Raw genomic sequence first — 20135 nt, forward strand, 5'->3', positions numbered from 1 at the left:
CGCGGTCACGGCGGGGCCACCCGCCGCGGTCACGGCAGAGCCGCGTCCGCGCGCCTGAGAGCGGCCGCCAGCGTGCGGATCGTGGCGGGCTCGTCCATGACCCCACCCCCGGCCTCCCGCTGCTCCTGCCAAGCTCTCACGCGCTCCTGGTACGCCTCGTACCGGGCCAGGTGGAAGGCGTAGACGGTGGCGAACCGGCTCACCAGGTGTGAAGGGTGCATGTCCCATCCCTGATAGAAGCCGTGCCGCAACGAGTGCCTGACCAGCTCGGCATGGCGCCGCCACAGCGCGTGCACGTCCGGCCCGCGGTCGGAGGCGGGCGAGGCGGCCAGCGACCCGTCCGACAGCTCCACCCCCGTGCCCGCGAACGCGGTCTGCATGACGTGCCGGGCGTGGTCGCACGCGGGATGGTCGAGCCGCTGCTCGTGCGGTGGCAGCCCGATCGCCGCCGTGTAGTCGAACACCCCGAAGTGCGCCGCGGCCAGCCGCCCGCCCAGGGACTCCGCCAGATCCCCGCGCAGGAAGTGCAGCGTCTGCGGCGCCTCCACCTGCATCTCGAACCGCAGCGGCACCCCCAGCTCCGCCTCGAGCTCCTCCAGCACCTCCGCGAAGTGCCCGAGGTACGCCTCCATCAGGACTTTTGGAAACGTCACGGTGAATCCAGGCGGGAGCTCGCCCGCCCGCTCGACCACTCCCGTGACGAACAGGTCGAGCGTGCGCACCGACCGCCCGGGATCCCCGTCGGCGAACGACTTGACCCGCGGCCCCCACCGCCGCGGCAGCGCCCCCGCCGCATGCATCGTGGCCACCGCCTCGACGGCCTGCGCCACATGCTCGTCCTCCACCGGTCCTGGCCGTACGCCGTACCCGTCCTCGAAGTCGATCCGCAGGTCCTCGACGGGCTCGGCGGAGAGCTTCTGGACCACCTTGGCGTGCACGGCGGCGCCCAGCCCGCTGGGCACGTCGAAGACCTCCGCCAGCGCGCCGGGATCGGCCAGGTGCGCCTTGACCAGGGACAACGCCTGATCGCCCCACTCGGAGACGGTACGGGCCGAGAACCGGTCGGCGGGGACGTAGACGGTGTGGACCGGCTGCCAGCCCACGTCGGCGGACGGATAGCGGGCCTGCTGGACCCGGTGGGCCTCCTCGAACCCCTCAGGGACGGCACGCACGGAGCATTGCCTCCAGGCCGACGAGCTTGACGCGTTCGCCCCGGCCCAGCGACCTGGCCAGGTCGGCCTCGGCCGCCTCGATCGCCAGCCACTCCTCGTAAGTCACAGGACGCACCCCGCGGGCGGCCAGCAGGTCGTCGATGGAGCCCCGGCTCACCGGCACGCGCCCCGCGAGGTCGGCCAGGAGCGTGCGGACGGTCTCCGCCGCGTCGGACTTGTTGGTGCCGATCACCCCGGTGGGACCGCGTTTGAGCCAGCCTGCCACGTATTCGCGGTCACGCACCCGCCCGGCCTCGTTCGGGACGGTCATGGTCTTGTCCGAGAACGGCACCCCGGGCAGCGGCACGCTCTGGTAGCCGACCGAGCGCAGCACCATGCCGACCGGCAGCGTCTCGAACTCGCCCGTGCCGACCACGCGCCCCTCCTCCGACAGGCGGGTGCGTTCGAGCTTGAGCCCCTCCACCCGCTCGGCGCCGAGGATCTCCACGGGCCGAAGCCAGAAGCGCACGTCGAGGCGGCGCGGGCGGCCCACCGGCTCGCGCGCGGCCCACGACTGCAGGACCTTGATGTTGCCCTGGACCTGGCGCGGGAAGTCGGCGCCCAGGACGACGGCCTCCTCGGGGCGCACGCAGACGTCGGCGTTGGCCAGCTCACCCAGCTCGCGCAGCTCCTTGAGGGTGAACTTGGCGTGCTCGGGACCGCGGCGGCCGATCATGTGGATGGCCTTGACCTGGCTCTCCTCGAGGCGCTCGAGCACGTCGTGCGGCACGTCGGTGGAGCGCAGCTCCTCGTGGGTCTTGGCCAGGACGCGTACGACGTCCACGGCCACGTTGCCGACGCCGATCACCGCCACCTCCGGGCTGTCCAGCGTGAACCGCCCGGGATCGACGTCGGGATGCCCGCAGTACCAGTTGACGAAGTCGGTCGCCGCCACGCTGCCCGGCAGGTCCTCACCAGGGATGCCGAGCTTCCTGTCGACCATCGCGCCCGTGCAGTAGACCACCGCGTCGTACGTGCTCAGCAGGTCCTCGACGGACATGTGCTCGCCCAGCGTGACGCCGCCGAGGAAGCGGACCTGAGGGAGCTCGAGCACCCTGCGCAGGTAGTTCGCGATCGACTTGATCGACGTGTGGTCGGGCGCGACGCCGTACCTGACCAGCCCGTACGGCGTCGGCAGGCGCTCGAGGACGTCGACCTCCACGGGCTCGGCCGACTGCTTCACCAGAGCCTCGGCCGTGTAGATCCCGGCGGGGCCCGACCCGATGACCGCCACGTGCAACGCCACGCTGCCTCCTAAGACGCGAGTACCGCATGATCGGTCCTGCAAACGTAGCCGCTCATCACCGCCGTGGAGCGGAGGAACACCCACCTTGGTCCTCGTCCGGCAGTACGCGTCCTGGATGTACCGGCGAACAGGCACAACATTGCGGCTCCCGGGGCATATGGCGCTAGTTCGACCCTACTCCGACCCGGCCGCCTCCGGAGAGACCTCAGCCCTCACTCAACAGGGCGTCGGCCGACGCGCGGAGCGCCAGTTTGTCCACTTTCCCGTTCACGTTCGTGGGAAGGGAGCCCACCACGACCACCCGCTTGGGCACCTTGTAGTTGGACATGTTCGCCCGGGCCCAGGCGAGCAGCGACTCAGGATCGGCGGAGCAGCCCGGCCGAGGCACGACGTACGCAAGGCCGGCCTCGCCACTGGCGGCGTCCGGCACGCCCACGACGGCCGCCTGCGCCAGCGACCCCTCGCGCAGCAGCAGCGACTCCACCTCGGCCGGTGACACGTTGAACCCGTTGACGATGTAGAGCTCCTTCTTGCGGTCCACGATGGCGAGGTTCCCCGACGGATCCAGCACCCCGACGTCCCCTGTGTGCAGCCACCCGTCCCGGTCGACGGCCTCGGCGGTCCTGGCGGGCTCGCCCCAGTAGCCCCGCATCACCCCGTAGCCCCGCTGCAGGATCTCCCCGCGTTCCCCGGCGGCGACCTCCTTCCCGTCGTCGTCCACGATCCTGACCTCGATCCCCGGCACGGGCCGCCCCGTGGTGCCGGCGATCACGTCGATCGGGTCCCCGGCCCTGGTCATGGAGACGACCGTGCCCTCCATCAGCCCGTACGCGTTGATCATCCGCTCCAGCCCCACCCGCTCCACCAGCCGCGTGATCAGGCTGGGCGGCACGGCGGCGGCCCCGCAGATGGCCACGCGCAGCGACGACACGTCCCAGGAGCCGCGGTCGAGCTCGTCCAGGATCCGGTGGAAGAGGGTCGGCGGACCGGCCAGTACGGTGATCCGTTCGGCCGAGATCAGTGACATCAGCGCGTCAGGGGTGAAGACGGGGATCGGCACCATCGTGGCCCGGCGCAGGACGCAGGCGATGAGCCCGGCGTTCAGCCCGAAGCCGTGGCTGAACGGCGCGATGATCGGATAGCGGTCGCGCTCGTCCAGGGTGACGATCTCGGACCAGTCCCAGTAGCCGCGCAGGATCTGGGCGTGGTCGAGCATGACGCCCTTGGGCACGCCGGTGGTGCCCGACGTGGACATGATCTCGCACAGGTCGTCCGGGCCGATGGCGAGCGCCCGTTCCTCGGCCTCCCGGGCGGTGACCCGCGCGGCCAGCGCGCGCAGGTCCGAGGGGTGTTGCAGGCCGGGGAGCGGCGGCAGGAGGTCGGCGAGCGGGGTCGCGGACGGGCCCGCGCCGGTGATCAGCACCTTCGCGCCGGTCTTCTCGATCAGCTGGGCGGCCTCGATGCCCTTGTAGCGGGACGAGAGCGGCACGATGACCGCGCCCGCGTCCCAGATCCCGAACGCGTGCCGCACCCAGAACGCCGAGTTCAGCCCCCATAACGCCACCCGGTCCCCTGGAGCGACGCCGAGGGCGATCAGGCCGCGGGCGATCTTGGTGGCCCCGGCCCTCAGCTCGGACAATGTCATCCGCGTGCCGCCGTCGGCGACCACGGTGGCCTCGGGGTGGTTTGCTGCCTGGTCGCGCAGCATGCGGGGGAGCGTTCCCCAGTCCGGCATCGGTGCCATCGGTTGCCCCTAGGTGATGAGAGCGCGATCCCTTCCGAGGTGGTGGCCGCGCAGGTCGGTCACGGTGCCCGGCGCGGGGGTCTCGGAGACGTCCTGGGCGATCTCCACGTTGATCGATATGGGGGTCAGCGCCTGGACGGCCTGCCGGATCCTCGACTTCCACATGGGATTCTGCACCAGGCTCGTCCGGCTGAACGTGACCGTGAGCACCGCCGCGTCCAGCGTCCCCTGCCGGCTGATCGCGAGGTCCCAGCCGGCCACGCCGTCGATCTTCGACAGCGCCTTCTCGATGCGCGGCAGCGCCAGCCACACGCCTCTGACCAGCACGTGGTCGCCCACAGTGTGAGCGGGCGCGGGAAATGCGCCGTGGGAACCGCCAAGCCGGGCGACCAGGCCGGTCCTGAGCACGGCGTCGCCGGGCGGCGGGGTGACGATCAGCTCGGCGAGCCCGGCGGCGGCGTCGGGGGCGTCGTCCTTGGTCAGCGACGCCAGGCCCAGCACGCCGTCAGCGAGCGGCGTGAGCGGATCCCCTTCCGAGGCCCGCCATGCCAGGCCGCCGCCGGTGTACGGGTTGGCGAACACCTCCGTCACCCTGGACTCGAACTCGCCCGCCAGGTGGCTAATCGTCCTCTTGGAGGCGATCTCCCCGGTCAGGACGATGTTCCTGAGCCCGAGATCCAGCGGGTCCAGGAGGAACTCCAGGTGCAGCCGGGCCAGGAGGTCCATCGCGCCCGTGGGGGTGATGACCAGGGTGGTCGCCTTCAGCGCGGTCAGCGCGTGGTGCAGGCGCATCCTGCCGCGCGGTCCCACGTCGGCCGCGGCGCCGGCCACGTCGGCGGCGGCGGCCGTCCAGAGCGCGCCCGCGGGCTCGGCGAGGGCCACCACGACGCGGTCGCGCTCGCCGACGCCCGCCTCGCGCAACGCCTGCGCGGTCAGGCCGTGGTCCTGCGGGGCCAGCGGCACGGCGCTCGACACGTCGGGAGAAACGAGCAGGAGCCCCGTGGCGGCGTGCGCGGCGGCCCCGAGATCGTCACGCGTGAGCCAGAGGGTCATCGGACCACCACTTCCGTCAGGGCCATCAACGCATCACCTCGGTCATGAACAGCGTCATCGAGTCGCACACCCGGTCGTGCGCCAGCCCGCCGACCTGCGCCTGGATGATGAGGTCCGTCGCGCCGGCCTCGGCGATCCTGGCCAGGGCCTTGCGCGAGCCCTCCACGTCGTCCACCACCACCATCAGGTTCTCGCGCAGCGTGGCCATGGACTCCTCGGGCGGCAGCCCCGCCGCGAGCTGCCCCAGCACCCGGTGCGTGGCGTGGCGGGCGTCGTAGTAGTCGGGCGGGGTGACCAGGTTGACCTGGCGGCGGATGTACCACAGGACGGCGTCGGCGGCCGCGGCGTTCGCCTCGTCCCGGGTGGGGGCGACGAACCAGGGGATCATCAGCGCGACGCGCCGGCTCGCCGGGTCGAAGCCGTGCTCCGCCAGACATTCCCGATATTTCGTGATGTCGGAGGCCACGTCGTCGATGCCCTTGAGCATCGTCATGCCGAGCAGGTTGTACCCGTGCCTGGCCGCCGCCAGGTATCCCTCCAAGGAGGTCGACGCCACCCACACCGGGGGATGCGGCCGCTGGGCCGGGCGCGGGTAGACGGCCACGTCGGGGATCTCGAAGAACTCGTTCGACCGGCTGACCGGCTCGCCGTCGGCCTGCCAGATGGCCAGCGTCGCCTCCAGCGAGTCCTCCCAGATCTGCCGCGACTTCTCGAACGGCCGCTGGAACGCCTGGTACTCCAGAGGGGAGGCCCCTCGCCCCGTGCCGAACTCCACCCGCCCGCCGCTCAGCACGTCCAGTGTGGCGACGCGCTCGGCCGTCCGGATGGGCGACTGGAACGGCAGCAGCACCACGCCGAGCCCCAGGTGGATGTGCTCGGTGCGCTGCGAGATGGCGGCCAGGACCAGGTCGGGCGCGGAGGAGTGGGAGAAACCCCTGGTGAAGTGGTGCTCCACGAACCAGGCCGTGTCGAAGCCCAGCCGATCGCCCAGCGCGACCTGGTCGATCACGTTCCTGAACGCCTGCTGCTCCACTTCACGGGTACGACCGCGGACCTCCAGCTCATATCCCAGGCTGATCCGTAGGGACGTCATCGCGCCTCCGGCGAAGTAGTGAACCAAGCGCTCGCTTGGTAGAGCGTACCAGCAGCGAACACTTGCGGGAAGGGCGCGGACCCGATCAGAGTGGATGCCTGTGAAGCGAAAGCATGCGCTGCGGCGGCCGAAGGACGGGCCGCTATCCGACGCCGACGATGACTTCTCGCTCACCAGCGCCCGCAGGTATGAGGCGTTCGGCCGGGTGATGGCCGCGCTGGCCAGTGAGGCCGACTTCATCGAGTCGTGCCGCGATCTGACCTGGTGGCGCGGGTCCGACCACAGCTGGCACATCGAGTGGCGCGACGGCCCGTACGCGTCCGAGGTGGCCGCGCTGCTCACCGAGCAGGTGCGCGACCCCGGCTACGACGGCCCGCTCGTCACCGAGGCCGGGCCGGGGAGCGGCGGCTCGGCCGTGCTCGACGTGATGGGCGTGCGGTTCGAGCTGCGCGCGATCGACCCGATGGGGCGGGCCACCGTACGGGCGCGCCCGGGGTTCTGGCGCCTGGCCGAGGCGCTCGACACCACCCGCCGCACCAACACCCGCCACCCATGGGAGGAACTGCTCGGCGGCTAGCTCCCCGTGGGACCTCCGCCGAAGCACGGCATCCACCTCTTCCCGAGCGGCCTCCGCCGAAGCACGCCATCCCCCTCCGCCCAAGGGACCTCAGCCGAAGTGCGGCGGGACGGAAGCGTGCAGGTCGGCGGGCCGGAGCGGGCTCTAGCCGAGAACGTGGGCCGTCAGGCGGGCGCGGTGGGCCTGCGGCGGGCCGAACAGCTGCGCGTCCGAGGTGGCACGTTTGAGGTAGCGGTGCGCGGGATGCTCCCACGTGATGCCGATCCCGCCGTGCACCTGGATGTTCTCGCCCGCCGCCGACAGATACGCCTCCGTGCAGTACGACCCGGCGATCGCCGCGAACACCTCGTCGCGGGCCGCCGCCCCCGCCGCCGACCTGGCCGACTCCACCAGCAGGAGCAGGTCGGCGAGCTTGTGCTTGATCGCCTGGAACGACCCGATCGGCCGCCCGAACTGCCGCCGCCGCCCGGCGTGCCCCACCGCCATCTCCAGGCACCGCTGCGCCCCGCCCACCTGCTCCGCCGCCAGCGCGGCGATCCCGAGGTCGCGCACGCGGGCCCACGACGTGCCGTCGCCGAGCCGCCGTACCGGGGTGCTCTGGAAGGAGAGCTCCTGCAGCGGCCGGCTCTCGTCCATGGTCCGGTACGTCCTGCGCCGCGCCGGCACGGCCTCCACCAGCAGCCCGTCCACGTAGAGCAGCACCAGCTCGCCCGCCGGCGCGTACGGGACGACGCCCGTGAGCAGGCCCGACTCCAGCCGGAGAGCCCCGTCGCCGGGCAGGACCACCGTCGCCGTCGTCGAGCCGTCGGCGAGGGCCGGGAGCAAGTGGGAGGCCCCGCACGATTTGAGCGCCTCGACCGCCATCACCGCCGTCTGCAGGAACGGATGGGGCGACAGGGCCCGGCCCAGCTCCTCGGCCACCGCGGCCAATTCGGCCGGCCCGCATCCCGTCCCGCCGTGCTCCTCCGGCACGAGGAGCCCCGCGATCCCCACGTCGCGCGCGAACAGCCGCCACGGCGCGCCCGGCCGGTCGGCGAGGTAGTCGCGGACGACGGCGCCCAGCTCATCGGGGAGTGCCATGACGGCCATTTAACCAAGCGATTGCTCGTTTTGGTATGAGGTGACCGAAATTTGCCTTTTCTGTACGGACACATAATCTGACAGTGGTCAACCCAAGGAGTAACCATGGCACGGTTGACCAGGGAAAAGAGATGAACGACACCAGCATCGACTATGCCGACCTCGCCGAGTACGACCGGCGGCAGCTCTGCATCGAGCGCCATCTTCTGGCGGCCTTCCTCGGGGGAATCGCCGTCGGGCTGACCGGCATGCTCCTCGCCGGCAAGGGGCCCGGATGGATCGGCCAGATCTACGACCCCTACGTCTACCTCGTCCTGGCGCTGGCCGTGGGCGCGACGGCGTCCGGGTTCGGCTGGGCGTTGCTGACGACGTTCCTGGCGACCGCGTCCACGCTGGTCGCGGCCATGGGCGCGAGCGCGCTCAGCGGCGACCTGGCCTTCGACGTCATCGGCGGCAGCGCCGCCGGGCTCAACTGGACGATCGTCCTGCTCGTCGGCCTGGGCCTGCTGGCGTACGCCACCCGCAGGGACGACGTCTGGGGCGACCTCGCGGCGGGCACGATCGGCGTGGTGCTGACCGTGGACGTGGTGGACCGGGTGACTCCGGGGTTCATCGACAACGAGCGGTCGTTCTGGCCCGGTCCCGCGGTCGTGGTCGGGTTGCTGTCGGTCGCGCTGGTGTTCCTGCTGCGCAGAAAGGCGCGTGGCCGGATATGCGCGGTGGCCTTGTCGGCGATGTTCGCCGGGCTGTTCACGGCCTGCCTGGCCGCCATCGTGTCCGGCTGGATCCCCCTGACGGTCTGAGCCCTGTGGATAAGAGCGAGCGCTGAGCTGCTCCGACTCGATAGCCTGTAATCCTTCACATCCAGGTTCGAGCAAGGAGTAGCCGTGTTGCTGCGCATGTCGTCGTTGTTTCTTCGCACCCTGCGGGACGACCCGGCAGACGCGGAAGTGCCGAGCCACAAGCTCCTGGTCCGCGCCGGCTACGTCCGCCGCGTGGCGCCCGGCATCTACTCCTGGCTGCCCCTCGGCAAGATGGTGCTGGAAAACGTCGCCAGGATCGTCCGCGAGGAGATGAACCGGATGGGCGGTCAGGAAGTGCTCTTCCCCGCCCTGCTGCCCCGCGAATACTACGAGGCCACCGGCCGCTGGACCGAGTACGGCGACACGCTCTTCCGGCTCCAGGACCGCAAGGGCGCCGACTACCTCCTCGGTCCCACGCACGAGGAGCTCTTCACCGACATGGTCAAGGGCGAATACTCCTCGTACAAGGACTATCCGGTCACCCTCTACCAGATCCAGACGAAATACCGCGACGAGGCCCGGCCCCGGGCGGGGATCCTGCGCGGGCGCGAGTTCCTCATGAAGGACTCCTACTCGTTCGACCTCGACGACGACGGGCTCAAGCACTCCTACGAGCAGCACCGCGAGACGTACATCCGCACCTTCGACCGGCTCGGCATCCACTACAAGATCGTGTTCGCTCAGTCGGGCGCGATGGGCGGGTCGGCGTCGGAGGAGTTCCTGGCGCCCACGCCCACCGGTGAGGACACGTTCGTGGCCTGCCACTCGTGCGGCTACGCGGCCAACGCCGAGGCCGTCGTCACGCCCGCGCCCGCCGCCCGCTCGTTCGACGACGTGGCGCCGCTGCGGGTCATGGACACGCCCGACACCCCGACCATCGAGACGCTGGTGTCGTACGTCAACGAGCACCACGGCCTGTCCGTCACCGCCGCCGACACGCTCAAGAACGTCGTCGTCAAGATCTCCACGCCGGGCTCCGACAAGGTCGAGACCCTGATCATCGGCGTGCCGGGCGACCGCGAGGTCGACTTCAAGCGCCTGGAGGCCGCGCTGACGCCCGGCGAGCCCGCCATCTTCGAGGCGGCCGACTTCGCCAAGCACCCCGGCCTCGTCCGCGGCTACATCGGGCCGCAGGTCCTGCGCGAGCTCGGCATCCGCTACCTCGTCGACCCCCGGGTGGTCACCGGCACCTCCTGGGTGACCGGGGCCAACGAGCCCGGCAAGCACGCCGCCAACGTGGTGGCGGGGCGCGACTTCACCCCCGACGGCACGATCGAGGCCGCCGAGGTGCGCGCCGGCGACCCCTGCCCGCGCTGCGGCTCCGAGCTCTCCATCGACCGCGGTATCGAGATCGGCCACATCTTCCAGCTCGGCCGCAAATACGCCGACGCCGCCGGCCTCGACGCCCTGGGCCCCGACGGCAAGCCGATCCGGATCACCATGGGCTCCTACGGCATCGGCGTCTCCCGCGCCGTGGCCGTCATCGCCGAGCAGGCCCACGACTCGCTCGGGCTGGTGTGGCCGCGCGAGGTCGCGCCCGCCGACGTGCACATCGTCGGGACCGGCAAGGAAAACCAGGTGGAGGCGGCCCTGGAGCTGGGGGCCGAGCTCGAGTCCCGCGGAGTGCGGGTGCTGGTGGACGACCGGGCCTCGGTCTCTCCCGGGGTGAAGTTCAAGGACGCCGAGCTGCTGGGCGTGCCCACGATCGTGGTGGTCGGGCGCGGGCTGTCTCAGGGGGTCGTGGAGCTTCGGGACCGGGTTTCCGGTGAGAAGTCGGAGATCCCGCTCGCCGAGGCCGCCGACCGCGTCCTGGCCGCCATCGCCTGACGGCCGTCCCACGCTGCACGCCACCGGGCCGCTGAGGGCCCGGTGGCGTGCGGTCAGGCCGTGGGGAGCGCGACCTTGGTGCGGCGGCGCAGCACCGCGGCGCCGATCAGGCAGGCGGCCGCGATGAGGAGGATCGCCAGCGAGACCGGCCGGGTGACGAAGACCCAGGTCTCCCGGCACCTGCGCAGGCTCAGAGAGGCTCAGCTCGTGCACACCCACAGGCGCGGCTCGGTCGTCTACTACCAGCTCGCCGCCGCCGCCATCGAGCGGCTCGGCCCCGACCTGCTCTCCGTCCTCTACCGGTGAAGAGCCCCGGCTCCCGGCTCGTGCCGTCCCGGTGCCGCCGCACCCCGACGTCTCTCCCACCTCCAAAGTGACGCCGCGCGGAGTGTGGTGAGGGACTCGGGCAGGATGGCCTATCCGCCGTCCGATGTCGCCGAGGGGGAGGGCGACGGCGGCGGGGTGGCCGCCGCCGGCATGCCGGGGAAGGCCGCGGGCTGGGCGGGGCGGAAGGCGTACGAGCGGGTCACGGCCTCCTGCATGGCCAGCGCGGCATAGCGCCGCAGCGTGACGTCCTGCGCGGCGGCCAGCTCGAGATAGGCGGCCGTGACGCCGCTCTCCAGGTGCACCGCCAGCTTGACGGCGAGCGCCTGGTCGGACGGGAAGAACGGCAGCGCGTAGGACGCGTCGGGCTCGGCCGGCCGGCCACCTCGCGCCGTGATGAACGAGCGCAGCTGGTCGCGGCGCGCCCGGTGCGCGTCGAAGGCCGCGCTCACCCGCTCGCGCAGCGACCCCGACGTGCGCGCGCCCAGCAGCCCGTACGCGAACAGCACCGCGTGCTCGGCCGCCAGCGCCTTGCGTAGTTTCTCGACGTCGTCGGGGCTCACAGCGACCTCGGCAGGGCGACGGCGTGGGCGGCCTCGCAGGCCCCGATGCTGGCGATCAGCTGTGCCACTCCGGGCGAGACGCCGGCGAGCTGCCGGACCCGCAGGGCCGCGGCCTTGCGCTCCAGGTCACGCAGCCGCGACAGCGACGGCTTGGGAGTGGCGGCGGTCGAAGCGGTGACGGACGGCGACGAGGCCACGGTGACGTATTTGCGCAGCTCGTTCAGATGAGCCTGATGGCGGTCCCGGAACGGCACCAGCTTCTGCGCCCCGCCCGAGATCAGCGACGAGTAGAGCGCGATCGTCCGCTCCTTCTCCGCGATCAGGCCCTTCAGCAGGGTGGTCTCCGGGGAGTCGGAGGCCTTCACGGAGGGCTGCGGCGGGCCGGACGCGCTGCAGGCGGTGAGAGCGGCCGCTCCGCCCGCCAGCAAGACTCGCCGGGAGAGGTGACGCGGGCGCACGGGCTAGGACCTCCAGTGACTGTGGAGCAGACCGACAAGAAAACTGCTCATGGACCCCCGCGCCTCATGGATGCCGCGGAGGCAGTCCATTCGGCGGCTTTCTCATCGGTAGCATCGTACGGGTTAGTGCCCGGGATCGCTGTCAGGCGACGCTCCGCCATTCGACCACGACGAGTGGCGCTCTTTCCGTGCCCTCATACAGATAGGGTGTCAACTGTCGTCGCTGGCTGAGCGGCCAGACGGCGTGAGCCAGAGGCGAGGTCCGCCCGGCTGAGACATGACAATAGGGGAGGTCGATATGGGCAGCGCATCACCCCGCGACCACCTGATGAAGCTCCTTGAGCCCGTGGTCAGCGCGGAGGGCCTCGACCTGGAGGACGTCACGGTCACCCAGGCGGGCAAGAGACGGTTGCTGCGCGTGATCGTGGACCGCGACGGCGGTGTGAGCCTTGACGACGTGGCGGAGGTGAGCCAGGCCGTCTCCACGGCCCTCGACGACGACGACTCGATGGGCCAGTCGGCTTACACGCTGGAAGTCTCCTCGCCGGGCGTCGACCGCCCGCTGACCGAGCCGCGCCACTGGCGCCGGGCGGCGAAACGGTTGGTGAAGGCGGAGATGAGAGACGGTGCCGTGGTGGAGGGCCGCATCCTGGCCGCGGACGAGACCGGTGTCGACATCGATGTCGCAGGCACCGCACGCAGGCTTGATTACGAGGACCTTACCCGGGGACGGGTACAGGTGGAGTTCCGCCGGATCGACGACGTCGACGGCGACGAAGGCTAGGGGGGAGCCGTCGTGGACATCGACATGAGCGTCCTGCGCAGCCTGGAGCGAGAAAAGGACATCTCCTTCGACCTGGTCGTCAAGGCGATCGAGGACGCGCTGCTGATCGCCTACTTCCGCACCGAGGGCGCCGCGGCCAAGGCGCGCGCCGAGCTCGACAGGAGCAGCGGGCACGTCACGATCTGGGCGGCCGAGCTGGACGAGGACGGCGAGGTCGTCAGGGAGTTCGACGACACGCCTAACAACTTCAGCAGGATCGCCGCCACCACCGCCAAGCAGGTCATCCTGCAGCAGCTGCGCGACGCCGAGGACGAGATCAACTTCGGCGAGTTCGCCAGCCGCGAGGGCGAGCTGGTCTCCGGTGTCATCCAGCAGGGCAAGGACCCGCGGGTGGTGCTGGTCGATCTCGGCAAGATCGAGGCGGTGCTGCCGCACGCCGAGCAGGTCCCCGGCGAGGAATACGTGCACGGAGAGCGCATCCGCGCCTACGTCGTGCAGGTGAAGAAGGGCCACAAGGGCCCCTCCGTCACCCTGTCGCGCACCCACCCCGGGCTGGTGAAGAAGCTGTTCGCGCTGGAGGTGCCCGAGATCGCCGACGGCACCGTGGAGATCGCGGCGGTGGCGCGTGAGGCGGGCCACCGTACGAAGATCGCGGTGCGGTCGCGCAAGCCGGGCGTCAACGCCAAGGGCGCCTGCATCGGGCCGATGGGCTCGCGCGTACGCAACGTGATGACCGAGCTGCACGGAGAGAAGATCGACATCATCGACTGGTCGGAGGACCCGGGCGAGTTCGTGGGGAATGCCCTGTCGCCGGCCCGTGTTTCCCATGTCGAGGTGCTCGATCTCGAGGGGCGCGTCGCGCGGGTGACCGTGCCCGACTACCAGCTCTCGCTGGCCATCGGGAAAGAGGGGCAGAACGCCCGGCTCGCCGCGAGACTCACCGGGTGGCGGATCGACATCCGGCCGGACACACAGGCCGAAGATGCCGCCGGTTCCGTAGATGCGTCAACACGGTAAGCTGGAATATGGTGGCCAAGCGGTCCCACAGCGCACCTGTGTGGGCTGCAGGGTTCGCACGGCTAAGTCCGAGCTGCTCCGCCTGGTGCGGGTCGAGGATCAAGTGGTCCCTGACCTGCGAGGACGGCTTCCTGGTCGCGGTGCATCGCTGCATCCGTCCTTGAGCTGTCTGGAGCTAGCCGAGCGGCGCCGAGCGTTCCCGCGCGCGTTCCGCGTGGCGGGGCAGCTTGACGTGTCGCTCGTGCGAGCGCACCTGGAGGGAGACACCGAAATGTCATGTAGGACGCCGAGTTGATGGGCGGAGTCAGATTGCTATGAGCGCCTGATGAGCACGCGGCGATGAAGACGTCAAGGTAGCGACGGTCCGGACGGCATAGCCAGCCTCCCGGGCCGAGTAAGGGAGTGCAGTGGCGAAGGTCCGGGTATACGAGCTCGCTAAGGAGTTCGGCGTAGAGAGCAAGGTCGTCATGGCCAAGCTCCAGGAGATGGGAGAGTTCGTCCGCTCGGCGTCCTCGACCATCGAGGCGCCGGTGGTCCGCAGGCTCACCGAAGCTCTGGGCGCATCGAAGGGTGGGCCCTCCAGGGGCGGCGGACAGCCGTCCAACAAGCCGCAGCCGCCGAAGGCTGCTCCCCGGCCGGCGGAAGGCCAGGCCGGTAACGGCACCGCACAGGCGCCGGTCCCCTCACCTCCGCGTCCGGGTCCCAAGCCCGGTCCGCGTCCCGGCCCCGCGGGCGGCGTTCAGCCGCGCCCGCCGGTGCCCATGCCCCACCAGCAGCCGCAGCAGCAGCCTGAGGCTGCTCGCGGCGAGACTTCCGGGGCTCCGCAAGCACGATTCGAGAGCGGCGCGCCCGCGCGCCCCACTCCTGGTCCGCGTCCCGGTCCCGGCGGCGCCCGTCCCGGCCCCAAGCCGGGTCCCGCGCCTCGTCCCGGGCCCTCGGGCGGCGGCGACCGGGGCGACCGGGGCGACCGGGGCGACCGGCAGGCGCCGCGTCCCGGCGCGCACACCGGTGGCGGCCCGCGTCCCGGCCCGGGTCCCAAGCCCGGCCCGCGCGGCCCGCGTCCCGGTAACAACCCGTTCTCCTCGACCGCCAGCGGCATGGGCCAGTCGCGCCCGCCGCGTCCGGGTGGCCAGCGTGACGGAGGCGGCCCCGGCCAGCGCGAGCGTCGCGACGGCCCGCCGCGTGACCGTGACGGCGCGATCCCGCGCCCGCCGCAGGGCCGTGGTGGCACCGGAGACGCCGGGCCCAGGCCCGGACCGCGTCCCGGCCCGCCCGGTGCCGGTGGTCCGCGTCCCGGTCCCGGTGCGGGTGGTCCCCGTCCCGGCGGTCCGCGTCCCAACCCGATGATGATGCCGCAGGGTCGTCCTGCCGGTCCTGGCGGCGGTGGCCGTCCGGGTGGCGGTGGCGGCGGTGGCGGTCGTCCCGGTGGCGGCGGTGGCCGTCCCGGAGGCGGCGGCGGTCGTCCTGGTGGCGGCGGCGGCTTCGCCGGCCGTCCCGGTGGCGGCGGCGGCACCGGCCAGCGCACCGGCACCGGTGGTCCCGGCGGCGGTGGCGGCGGCTTCGGCGGTCGTCCCGGCCCCGGCGGTCGTGGCCGTGGTGGCGGCACCGCGGGTGCCTTCGGGCGTCCCGGCGGCCGTCCGGCTCGCGGGCGCAAGTCGAAGCGGCAGAGGCGCCAGGAGTTCGACAACATGTCGGCGCCGGCGATCGGCGGCGTGCAGGTCGCTCGTGGCAACGGCGCGACGATCCGCCTTCCGCGCGGCGCGTCGCTGTCCGACTTCGCCGACCGCATCGGCGCGAACCCGGCCTCGCTCGTGCAGATCATGCTGCACCTCGGCGAGATGGTGACCGCGACGCAGTCGGTGAGCGAGGACACGCTGCAGATCCTCGGCGGCGAGCTGGACTACAACATCCAGGTCGTCAGCCCGGAGGAGGAGGACCGCGAGCTTCTCGAGGCCTTCGACATCGAGTTCGGCGAGGACGAGGGCGACGAGGCCGACCTGGCCGCGCGTCCGCCGGTCGTGACCGTCATGGGTCACGTCGACCACGGTAAGACCAAGCTGCTCGACGCCATCCGCAAGACCAACGTGGTGGCGCGCGAGGCGGGTGGCATCACCCAGCACATCGGCGCTTACCAGGTCGCCACCGAGCACGAGGGCGAAGACCGGAAGATCACCTTCATCGACACCCCGGGTCACGAGGCGTTCACCGCCATGCGTGCCCGAGGCGCCAAGTCCACCGACATCGCGGTGCTGGTGGTCGCGGCTGACGACGGTGTGAAGCCGCAGACGATCGAGGCTCTCAACCACGCCCAGGCGGCCGACGTGCCGATCGTGGTCGCGGTCAACAAGGTCGACAAGGAGGGCGCCGACCCCAGCAAGGTCCGTGCCCAGCTCACCGAGTACGGCCTGGTGGCCGAGGAGTACGGTGGCTCGACGCTGTTCGTCGACATCTCGGCGAAGAACGGCACGGGCATCGACAGCCTCCTCGAGGCCATCCTGCTGACCGCGGACGCCGAGCTCGACCTGCGGGCCAACCCGACGATGGACGCCCAGGGCATCGCGATCGAGGCGCACCTCGACCGCGGTCGCGGCCCGGTCGCGACCGTCCTGGTCCAGCGCGGCACGCTGCGCGTCGGCGACAGCATCGTCTGTGGCGAGGCCTTCGGCCGCGTCCGGGCGCTGCTCGACGACAACGGCGACGCGGTCGAGGAGGCCACGCCGTCCCGTCCGGTCCTGGTGATGGGTCTGACGGCCGTGCCGAGCGCCGGTGACAACTTCATCGTGGTCACCGACGACCGGATGGCCCGCCAGATCGCCCAGCAGCGCGCGGCGCGCAAGCGCAGCGCCGACATGGCGAAGTCGAGCCGTCGCCGCAGCCTCGAGGACATCTTCAAGGACCTCGAGAAGGGCAGCGTCGACGAGCTCAAGCTCATCATCAAGGGTGACGTGTCCGGTTCGGTGGAAGCCCTGGAAGACGCCCTGCTCAAGATCGACGTCGGCGACGAGGTCAGGCTCCGTGTCCTGCACCGCGCGGTCGGCGCCATCACCGAGTACGACGTCAACCTGGCCGTCGCCGACGACAACGCGGTCATCATCGGTTTCAACGTGCGCCCCGAGCCGCGGGCGCGCGACCTGGCCGAGCGCGAGGGCGTCGACATCCGCTACTACTCGGTCATCTACCAGGCGATCGAGGAGATCGAAGCGGCGCTCAAGGGCATGCTCAAGCCCGAGTTCGAAGAGGTCCAGCTGGGCACGGCGGAGGTCCGCGAGGTCTTCAAGGTGCCGAAGATCGGCAACGTCTCCGGTTCGCTGGTCCGCTCCGGCGTGATCGTCCGCAACAGCAAGGCCAGGCTGATCCGCGACGGCGTCGTCATCGCCGACAACCTGACCGTCTCGTCCCTGCGTCGCTTCAAGGATGACGCGACCGAGGTCCGCGAGGGCTTCGAGTGCGGTATCGGTGTCGGTTACAACGACATCCGGATCGACGACGTGATCGAGACGTTCGAGATGCGGGAGAAGCCGCGCGTGTGACGCGCGGCCGGGCGCCCGGCGGGACATCCGCCGGGCGCTTCTCGCACGCCCTGGCCTGGTCTCCACCGCAGCAGGCCGGTCGTGCGTTCACACCAGCTCAAGCGGTGGTTGACAACGATGTATGTGGGTGCTCTGACCCTGGACATCCTGCTCGGCGACGTCAGGTCGCTGAAGCAGAAGCGCTCTGTCGTGCGGCCGCTGATCGCCGAGCTGCAGCGCCGTTACCCCAGCATCGCGGTGGCTGAGACCGGCCATCTCGACCTGCACCGCAGGGCCGAGGTCGGCATCGCCGTGGTGTCCGCCTCCGCGGGAAACTGCAAGGAGCTGCTGGACGCCTGCGAGCGGATGGTGGCCTTCCGCCCTGAGATCGAGCTGCTGTCCGCCAGGCACCGGCTCTACAACGACGAAGATTGAATGACTGCACGGCCAGGTCGTGCGTGAGGGGGAGCGAACATGGCGGATGCCGCACGAGCGCGCAAGCTCGCCGACCGCATCCAGCAGATCGTCGCCGAGATGCTGGAGCGCCGGATCAAGGACCCGCGCCTGGGCTTCGTCACCGTGACCGACACGCGCGTCACGGCTGACCTGCGCGAGGCGACGGTGTTCTACACGGTGTTCGGCTCCGACGCCGAGCGGGCCGACAGCGCGGCCGCCCTCGAGAGCGCCAAGGGGATCATCCGCTCCGAGGTGGGCCGCCAGACCGGCGTGCGCTTCGCCCCGACGCTGACGTTCAAGCACGACCCGCTGCCTGACAGCGCGCGCCACCTCGACGATCTGATCGTCGCCGCCAGGGCGCGGGACGCCGAGGTCGCGCGCCAGGCCGAGGGCGCCGCCTACGCGGGGGAGGCCGACCCCTACCGGACTCCGGACGAGGGGGAGGACGAACAGGAGTGACGCCCGACGTACGCGACAGGGCCGGACGCCCGCCCCGCCTGAACACCCGCACGGTCACCGCGATCCCCGAGGCCGCGTGGGACCGGGCGGTGCGGCTGATCGGCCAGGCCGAGGAGATCGCGCTCGCCTGCCATGTCACACCGGACGGCGACGCGCTCGGCTCGATGCTGGCCATGGGGTTCGCGCTGCGGTCGATGGGCAAGCGGGTCGTGGCGTCGTTCGGCGACCATCACTTCGCGGTGCCGCGGCTGCTGCGCTTCCTGCCGGGGCAGGAGATGCTGGTGCCGCCGGAGGACTATCCCGCCGCGCCCAGGCTGATGATCGCCTTCGACGTCTCGACGTTCGAGCGCCTCGGGCTGCTGCGTGACAACACCGCCAGGGCGCACGAGGTCATCGTCGTGGACCACCACCCGTCGAACGAGGGGTTCGGCACGCTCAGCCTCATCGACTCCACGGCGGCGGCCACGGCCATGCTGGCCGAGCAGCTCATCTACCGGCTCGGCGGGCGGCTCGACCGCGACATCGCCACCTGCCTGTACGCGGGGCTGGTGACCGACACGGGGTCGTTCAGGCACTCGTCCACCACTCCTGCCGTGCACCAGATGGCGGCCAGGCTCGTCGCGACCGGGCTGCGTACCGACGAGATCGCCCGCGAGCTTTGGGACCGCTCGCCGTTCGGCTACCTCAAGGTGCTGGCCGCCGCGCTTGACCGGGCGGTGCTGGAGGACGGGCTGGTGTGGACATACGTGACGCGGGTGGATCGGGCGGCTCAGGGGCTGCCGTACGCGGAGCTGGAAGGCATCATCGACATCGTGCGGCGTACCGACGAGGCCGAGGTCGCGGTCGTGCTCAAGGAGGACGACCATGGCCACTGGCAGGTGTCGACCAGGTCCAAGGGCAAGGCCGACGTGGGAGCCGTGTGCGCGGCGCTGGGCGGCGGCGGACACCACAACGCGGCCGGATACACCTCCTACGACAGTGTGGAGAAGACCATGGCCGCGTTCCGGCGTGAGCTGGGGAAGGTTTGATGGCCGAGAGCGGTTTGATCATCGTCGACAAGCCGGGCGACTGGACGTCCCACGACGTGGTGGCCAAGATGCGGCGCATCGCGGGCACCCGCCGCGTGGGGCACGCAGGCACACTCGACCCGATGGCCACGGGCGTGCTCGTGATCGGCGTGGAGAAGGCCACCAGGCTGCTCGGGCACCTGACGCTGACCGAGAAGGTGTACGAGGCCACGATCCGGCTCGGCGTGAGCACGAACACCGACGACGCCGAGGGCGAGGTCACCGCCACGGCGCCGGCGTCAGAGGTGACGGCGGCCGAGATCCACAAGGGCGTCGCGGCGCTGACCGGCGAGATCATGCAGATCCCGCCGCAGGTGAGCGCGATCAAGGTGAACGGGCAGCGCGCCTACAAGAAGGCACGCGCGGGCGAGGCGGTCGAGCTGCAGGCCAGGCCCGTCACCGTGCGGTCGTTCGAGGTGCTCGACATCCGCGCACACGACGACGTCGTGGACGTGGACGCGGTCGTGACCTGCTCCAGCGGCACCTACATCCGCGCGCTGGCCCGCGATCTCGGGGCGGCACTCGGGGTCGGGGGACATCTGACGCGGCTGCGGCGCACCCGCGTGGGCCCTTACGACCTCTCGCTGGCCAGGACCATCGAGCAGCTCGCCGAGGAGTGCGTGATCCTGCCCATCGGCGAGGCGGTGGCGGCGGCGTTCCCGCGCCGTGACGTGACCGCCGAGGAGGCACGCGTCATCGGGCACGGCGGGCGCCTGGGCGCCGTCGGGCTGGGGAAGGGGCCGATCGGTGTGTTCGGGCCTGAGGGCGAGCTGCTGGCGCTGGTGGAGGAGCAGGGCCGCGTGGCCAAGCCCCTCGCCGTGTTCGTCTCCTAGGGCTGTCTCCGCCGCTCACAGGGGCCACGCT

At 71.2% G+C, this 20135-nt stretch carries 20 protein-coding genes; 12 read left to right on the top strand and 8 right to left on the bottom strand.

Annotation, left to right across the window (positions count from 1 at the left end):
* Nucleotides 1-29 precede the first annotated feature (29 nt).
* The 5 genes from ACIBVN_RS35350 to ACIBVN_RS35370 all read right to left on the bottom strand — a co-directional run bounded on the left by ACIBVN_RS35350 (nucleotide 30) and on the right by ACIBVN_RS35370 (nucleotide 6347).
* Nucleotides 30-1172 (bottom strand): DUF6986 family protein, encoded by a 1143-nt coding sequence (locus tag ACIBVN_RS35350; protein WP_397143975.1) that lies wholly within the window; start codon nucleotides 1170-1172, stop codon nucleotides 30-32.
* Nucleotides 1156-2457 (bottom strand): FAD-dependent oxidoreductase, encoded by a 1302-nt coding sequence (locus ACIBVN_RS35355; protein ID WP_397143977.1) that lies wholly within the window; start codon nucleotides 2455-2457, stop codon nucleotides 1156-1158. Before ACIBVN_RS35355 ends, ACIBVN_RS35350 begins: the two co-directional genes overlap by 17 nt.
* 205 nt (nucleotides 2458-2662) lie before the next feature.
* A complete protein-coding gene (locus tag ACIBVN_RS35360) occupies nucleotides 2663-4201 on the bottom strand; it encodes an AMP-binding protein (RefSeq protein WP_397143979.1) in 1539 nt (512 codons plus the stop codon).
* 9 nt (nucleotides 4202-4210) lie between these two features.
* Nucleotides 4211-5254, bottom strand: a complete 1044-nt coding sequence (locus ACIBVN_RS35365) for a hypothetical protein (RefSeq protein ID WP_397143981.1) — start codon at nucleotides 5252-5254, stop codon at nucleotides 4211-4213.
* A gap of 25 nt (nucleotides 5255-5279) precedes the next feature.
* The gene (locus ACIBVN_RS35370) at nucleotides 5280-6347 is read right to left on the bottom strand and encodes an LLM class flavin-dependent oxidoreductase (protein WP_397143983.1); all 1068 of its coding nucleotides are present in this window, start codon (nucleotides 6345-6347) and stop codon (nucleotides 5280-5282) included.
* A 94-nt stretch (nucleotides 6348-6441) separates the two neighbouring features.
* Here ACIBVN_RS35370 and ACIBVN_RS35375 point away from each other — a divergent pair, with 94 nt between their 5' ends.
* Nucleotides 6442-6924 carry a hypothetical protein gene (locus tag ACIBVN_RS35375; RefSeq protein ID WP_397143985.1) on the top strand — a complete coding sequence of 161 codons (483 nt, stop codon included), beginning with the start codon at nucleotides 6442-6444 and terminating at the stop codon, nucleotides 6922-6924.
* A gap of 144 nt (nucleotides 6925-7068) precedes the next feature.
* On the opposite strand, the gene ACIBVN_RS35380 is transcribed toward ACIBVN_RS35375, so the two are convergent.
* On the bottom strand, nucleotides 7069-8004 hold the full coding sequence (locus tag ACIBVN_RS35380) for an acyl-CoA dehydrogenase family protein (RefSeq protein WP_397143987.1): 936 nt from the start codon (nucleotides 8002-8004) through the stop codon (nucleotides 7069-7071).
* Between the two features lie 131 nt (nucleotides 8005-8135).
* Between ACIBVN_RS35380 and ACIBVN_RS35385 the strand changes: the two genes are divergently transcribed.
* From ACIBVN_RS35385 to ACIBVN_RS35395, 3 genes are all read left to right on the top strand, one after another.
* Nucleotides 8136-8807, top strand: a complete 672-nt coding sequence (locus ACIBVN_RS35385; protein WP_397143989.1) for a hypothetical protein — start codon at nucleotides 8136-8138, stop codon at nucleotides 8805-8807.
* Nucleotides 8808-8891: 84 nt separating this feature from the next.
* Nucleotides 8892-10634, top strand: a complete 1743-nt coding sequence (locus ACIBVN_RS35390) for a proline--tRNA ligase (protein WP_397143991.1) — start codon at nucleotides 8892-8894, stop codon at nucleotides 10632-10634.
* Between the two features lie 60 nt (nucleotides 10635-10694).
* Entirely contained in the window at nucleotides 10695-10940 is a 246-nt protein-coding gene (locus ACIBVN_RS35395; protein WP_397143993.1) for an ArsR/SmtB family transcription factor, read from the top strand.
* Nucleotides 10941-11050: 110 nt separating this feature from the next.
* Here the strand turns inward: ACIBVN_RS35395 and ACIBVN_RS35400 are convergent, their stop codons facing one another.
* Both ACIBVN_RS35400 and ACIBVN_RS35405 read right to left on the bottom strand, forming a co-directional pair.
* Entirely contained in the window at nucleotides 11051-11521 is a 471-nt protein-coding gene (locus ACIBVN_RS35400) for a ferritin-like domain-containing protein (protein ID WP_397143995.1), read from the bottom strand.
* On the bottom strand, nucleotides 11518-11979 hold the full coding sequence (locus tag ACIBVN_RS35405) for a hypothetical protein (RefSeq protein ID WP_397143997.1): 462 nt from the start codon (nucleotides 11977-11979) through the stop codon (nucleotides 11518-11520). Before ACIBVN_RS35405 ends, ACIBVN_RS35400 begins: the two co-directional genes overlap by 4 nt.
* A gap of 298 nt (nucleotides 11980-12277) precedes the next feature.
* Between ACIBVN_RS35405 and rimP the strand changes: the two genes are divergently transcribed.
* The 8 genes from rimP to truB all read left to right on the top strand — a co-directional run bounded on the left by rimP (nucleotide 12278) and on the right by truB (nucleotide 20104).
* Nucleotides 12278-12763 carry a ribosome maturation factor RimP gene (rimP, locus tag ACIBVN_RS35410; RefSeq protein ID WP_397143999.1) on the top strand — a complete coding sequence of 162 codons (486 nt, stop codon included), beginning with the start codon at nucleotides 12278-12280 and terminating at the stop codon, nucleotides 12761-12763.
* 12 nt (nucleotides 12764-12775) lie between these two features.
* Entirely contained in the window at nucleotides 12776-13780 is a 1005-nt protein-coding gene (nusA, locus tag ACIBVN_RS35415) for a transcription termination factor NusA (RefSeq protein WP_397144001.1), read from the top strand.
* Complete coding sequence (locus ACIBVN_RS35420; protein ID WP_397144003.1) at nucleotides 13764-14075, top strand: YlxR family protein; 312 nt, start codon at nucleotides 13764-13766, stop codon at nucleotides 14073-14075. Before nusA ends, ACIBVN_RS35420 begins: the two co-directional genes overlap by 17 nt.
* Before the next feature lie 112 nt (nucleotides 14076-14187).
* Complete coding sequence (gene infB, locus ACIBVN_RS35425; RefSeq protein ID WP_397144005.1) at nucleotides 14188-17310, top strand: translation initiation factor IF-2; 3123 nt, start codon at nucleotides 14188-14190, stop codon at nucleotides 17308-17310.
* Nucleotides 17311-17427: 117 nt separating this feature from the next.
* The gene (locus ACIBVN_RS35430; protein ID WP_397144007.1) at nucleotides 17428-17724 is read left to right on the top strand and encodes a DUF503 domain-containing protein; all 297 of its coding nucleotides are present in this window, start codon (nucleotides 17428-17430) and stop codon (nucleotides 17722-17724) included.
* Nucleotides 17725-17763: 39 nt separating this feature from the next.
* Nucleotides 17764-18204, top strand: coding sequence for a 30S ribosome-binding factor RbfA (rbfA, locus tag ACIBVN_RS35435; RefSeq protein WP_397144009.1), 441 nt, complete (start codon nucleotides 17764-17766; stop codon nucleotides 18202-18204).
* Complete coding sequence (locus ACIBVN_RS35440) at nucleotides 18201-19232, top strand: bifunctional oligoribonuclease/PAP phosphatase NrnA (RefSeq protein WP_397144011.1); 1032 nt, start codon at nucleotides 18201-18203, stop codon at nucleotides 19230-19232. Before rbfA ends, ACIBVN_RS35440 begins: the two co-directional genes overlap by 4 nt.
* Nucleotides 19232-20104 (top strand): tRNA pseudouridine(55) synthase TruB, encoded by an 873-nt coding sequence (truB, locus tag ACIBVN_RS35445; protein WP_397144013.1) that lies wholly within the window; start codon nucleotides 19232-19234, stop codon nucleotides 20102-20104. Before ACIBVN_RS35440 ends, truB begins: the two co-directional genes overlap by 1 nt.
* The last annotated feature ends 31 nt before the right edge of the window (nucleotides 20105-20135 follow it).

Source organism: Nonomuraea sp. NPDC049400, assembly GCF_044466425.1.
In the GTDB taxonomy this organism is placed as follows: domain Bacteria; phylum Actinomycetota; class Actinomycetes; order Streptosporangiales; family Streptosporangiaceae; genus Nonomuraea.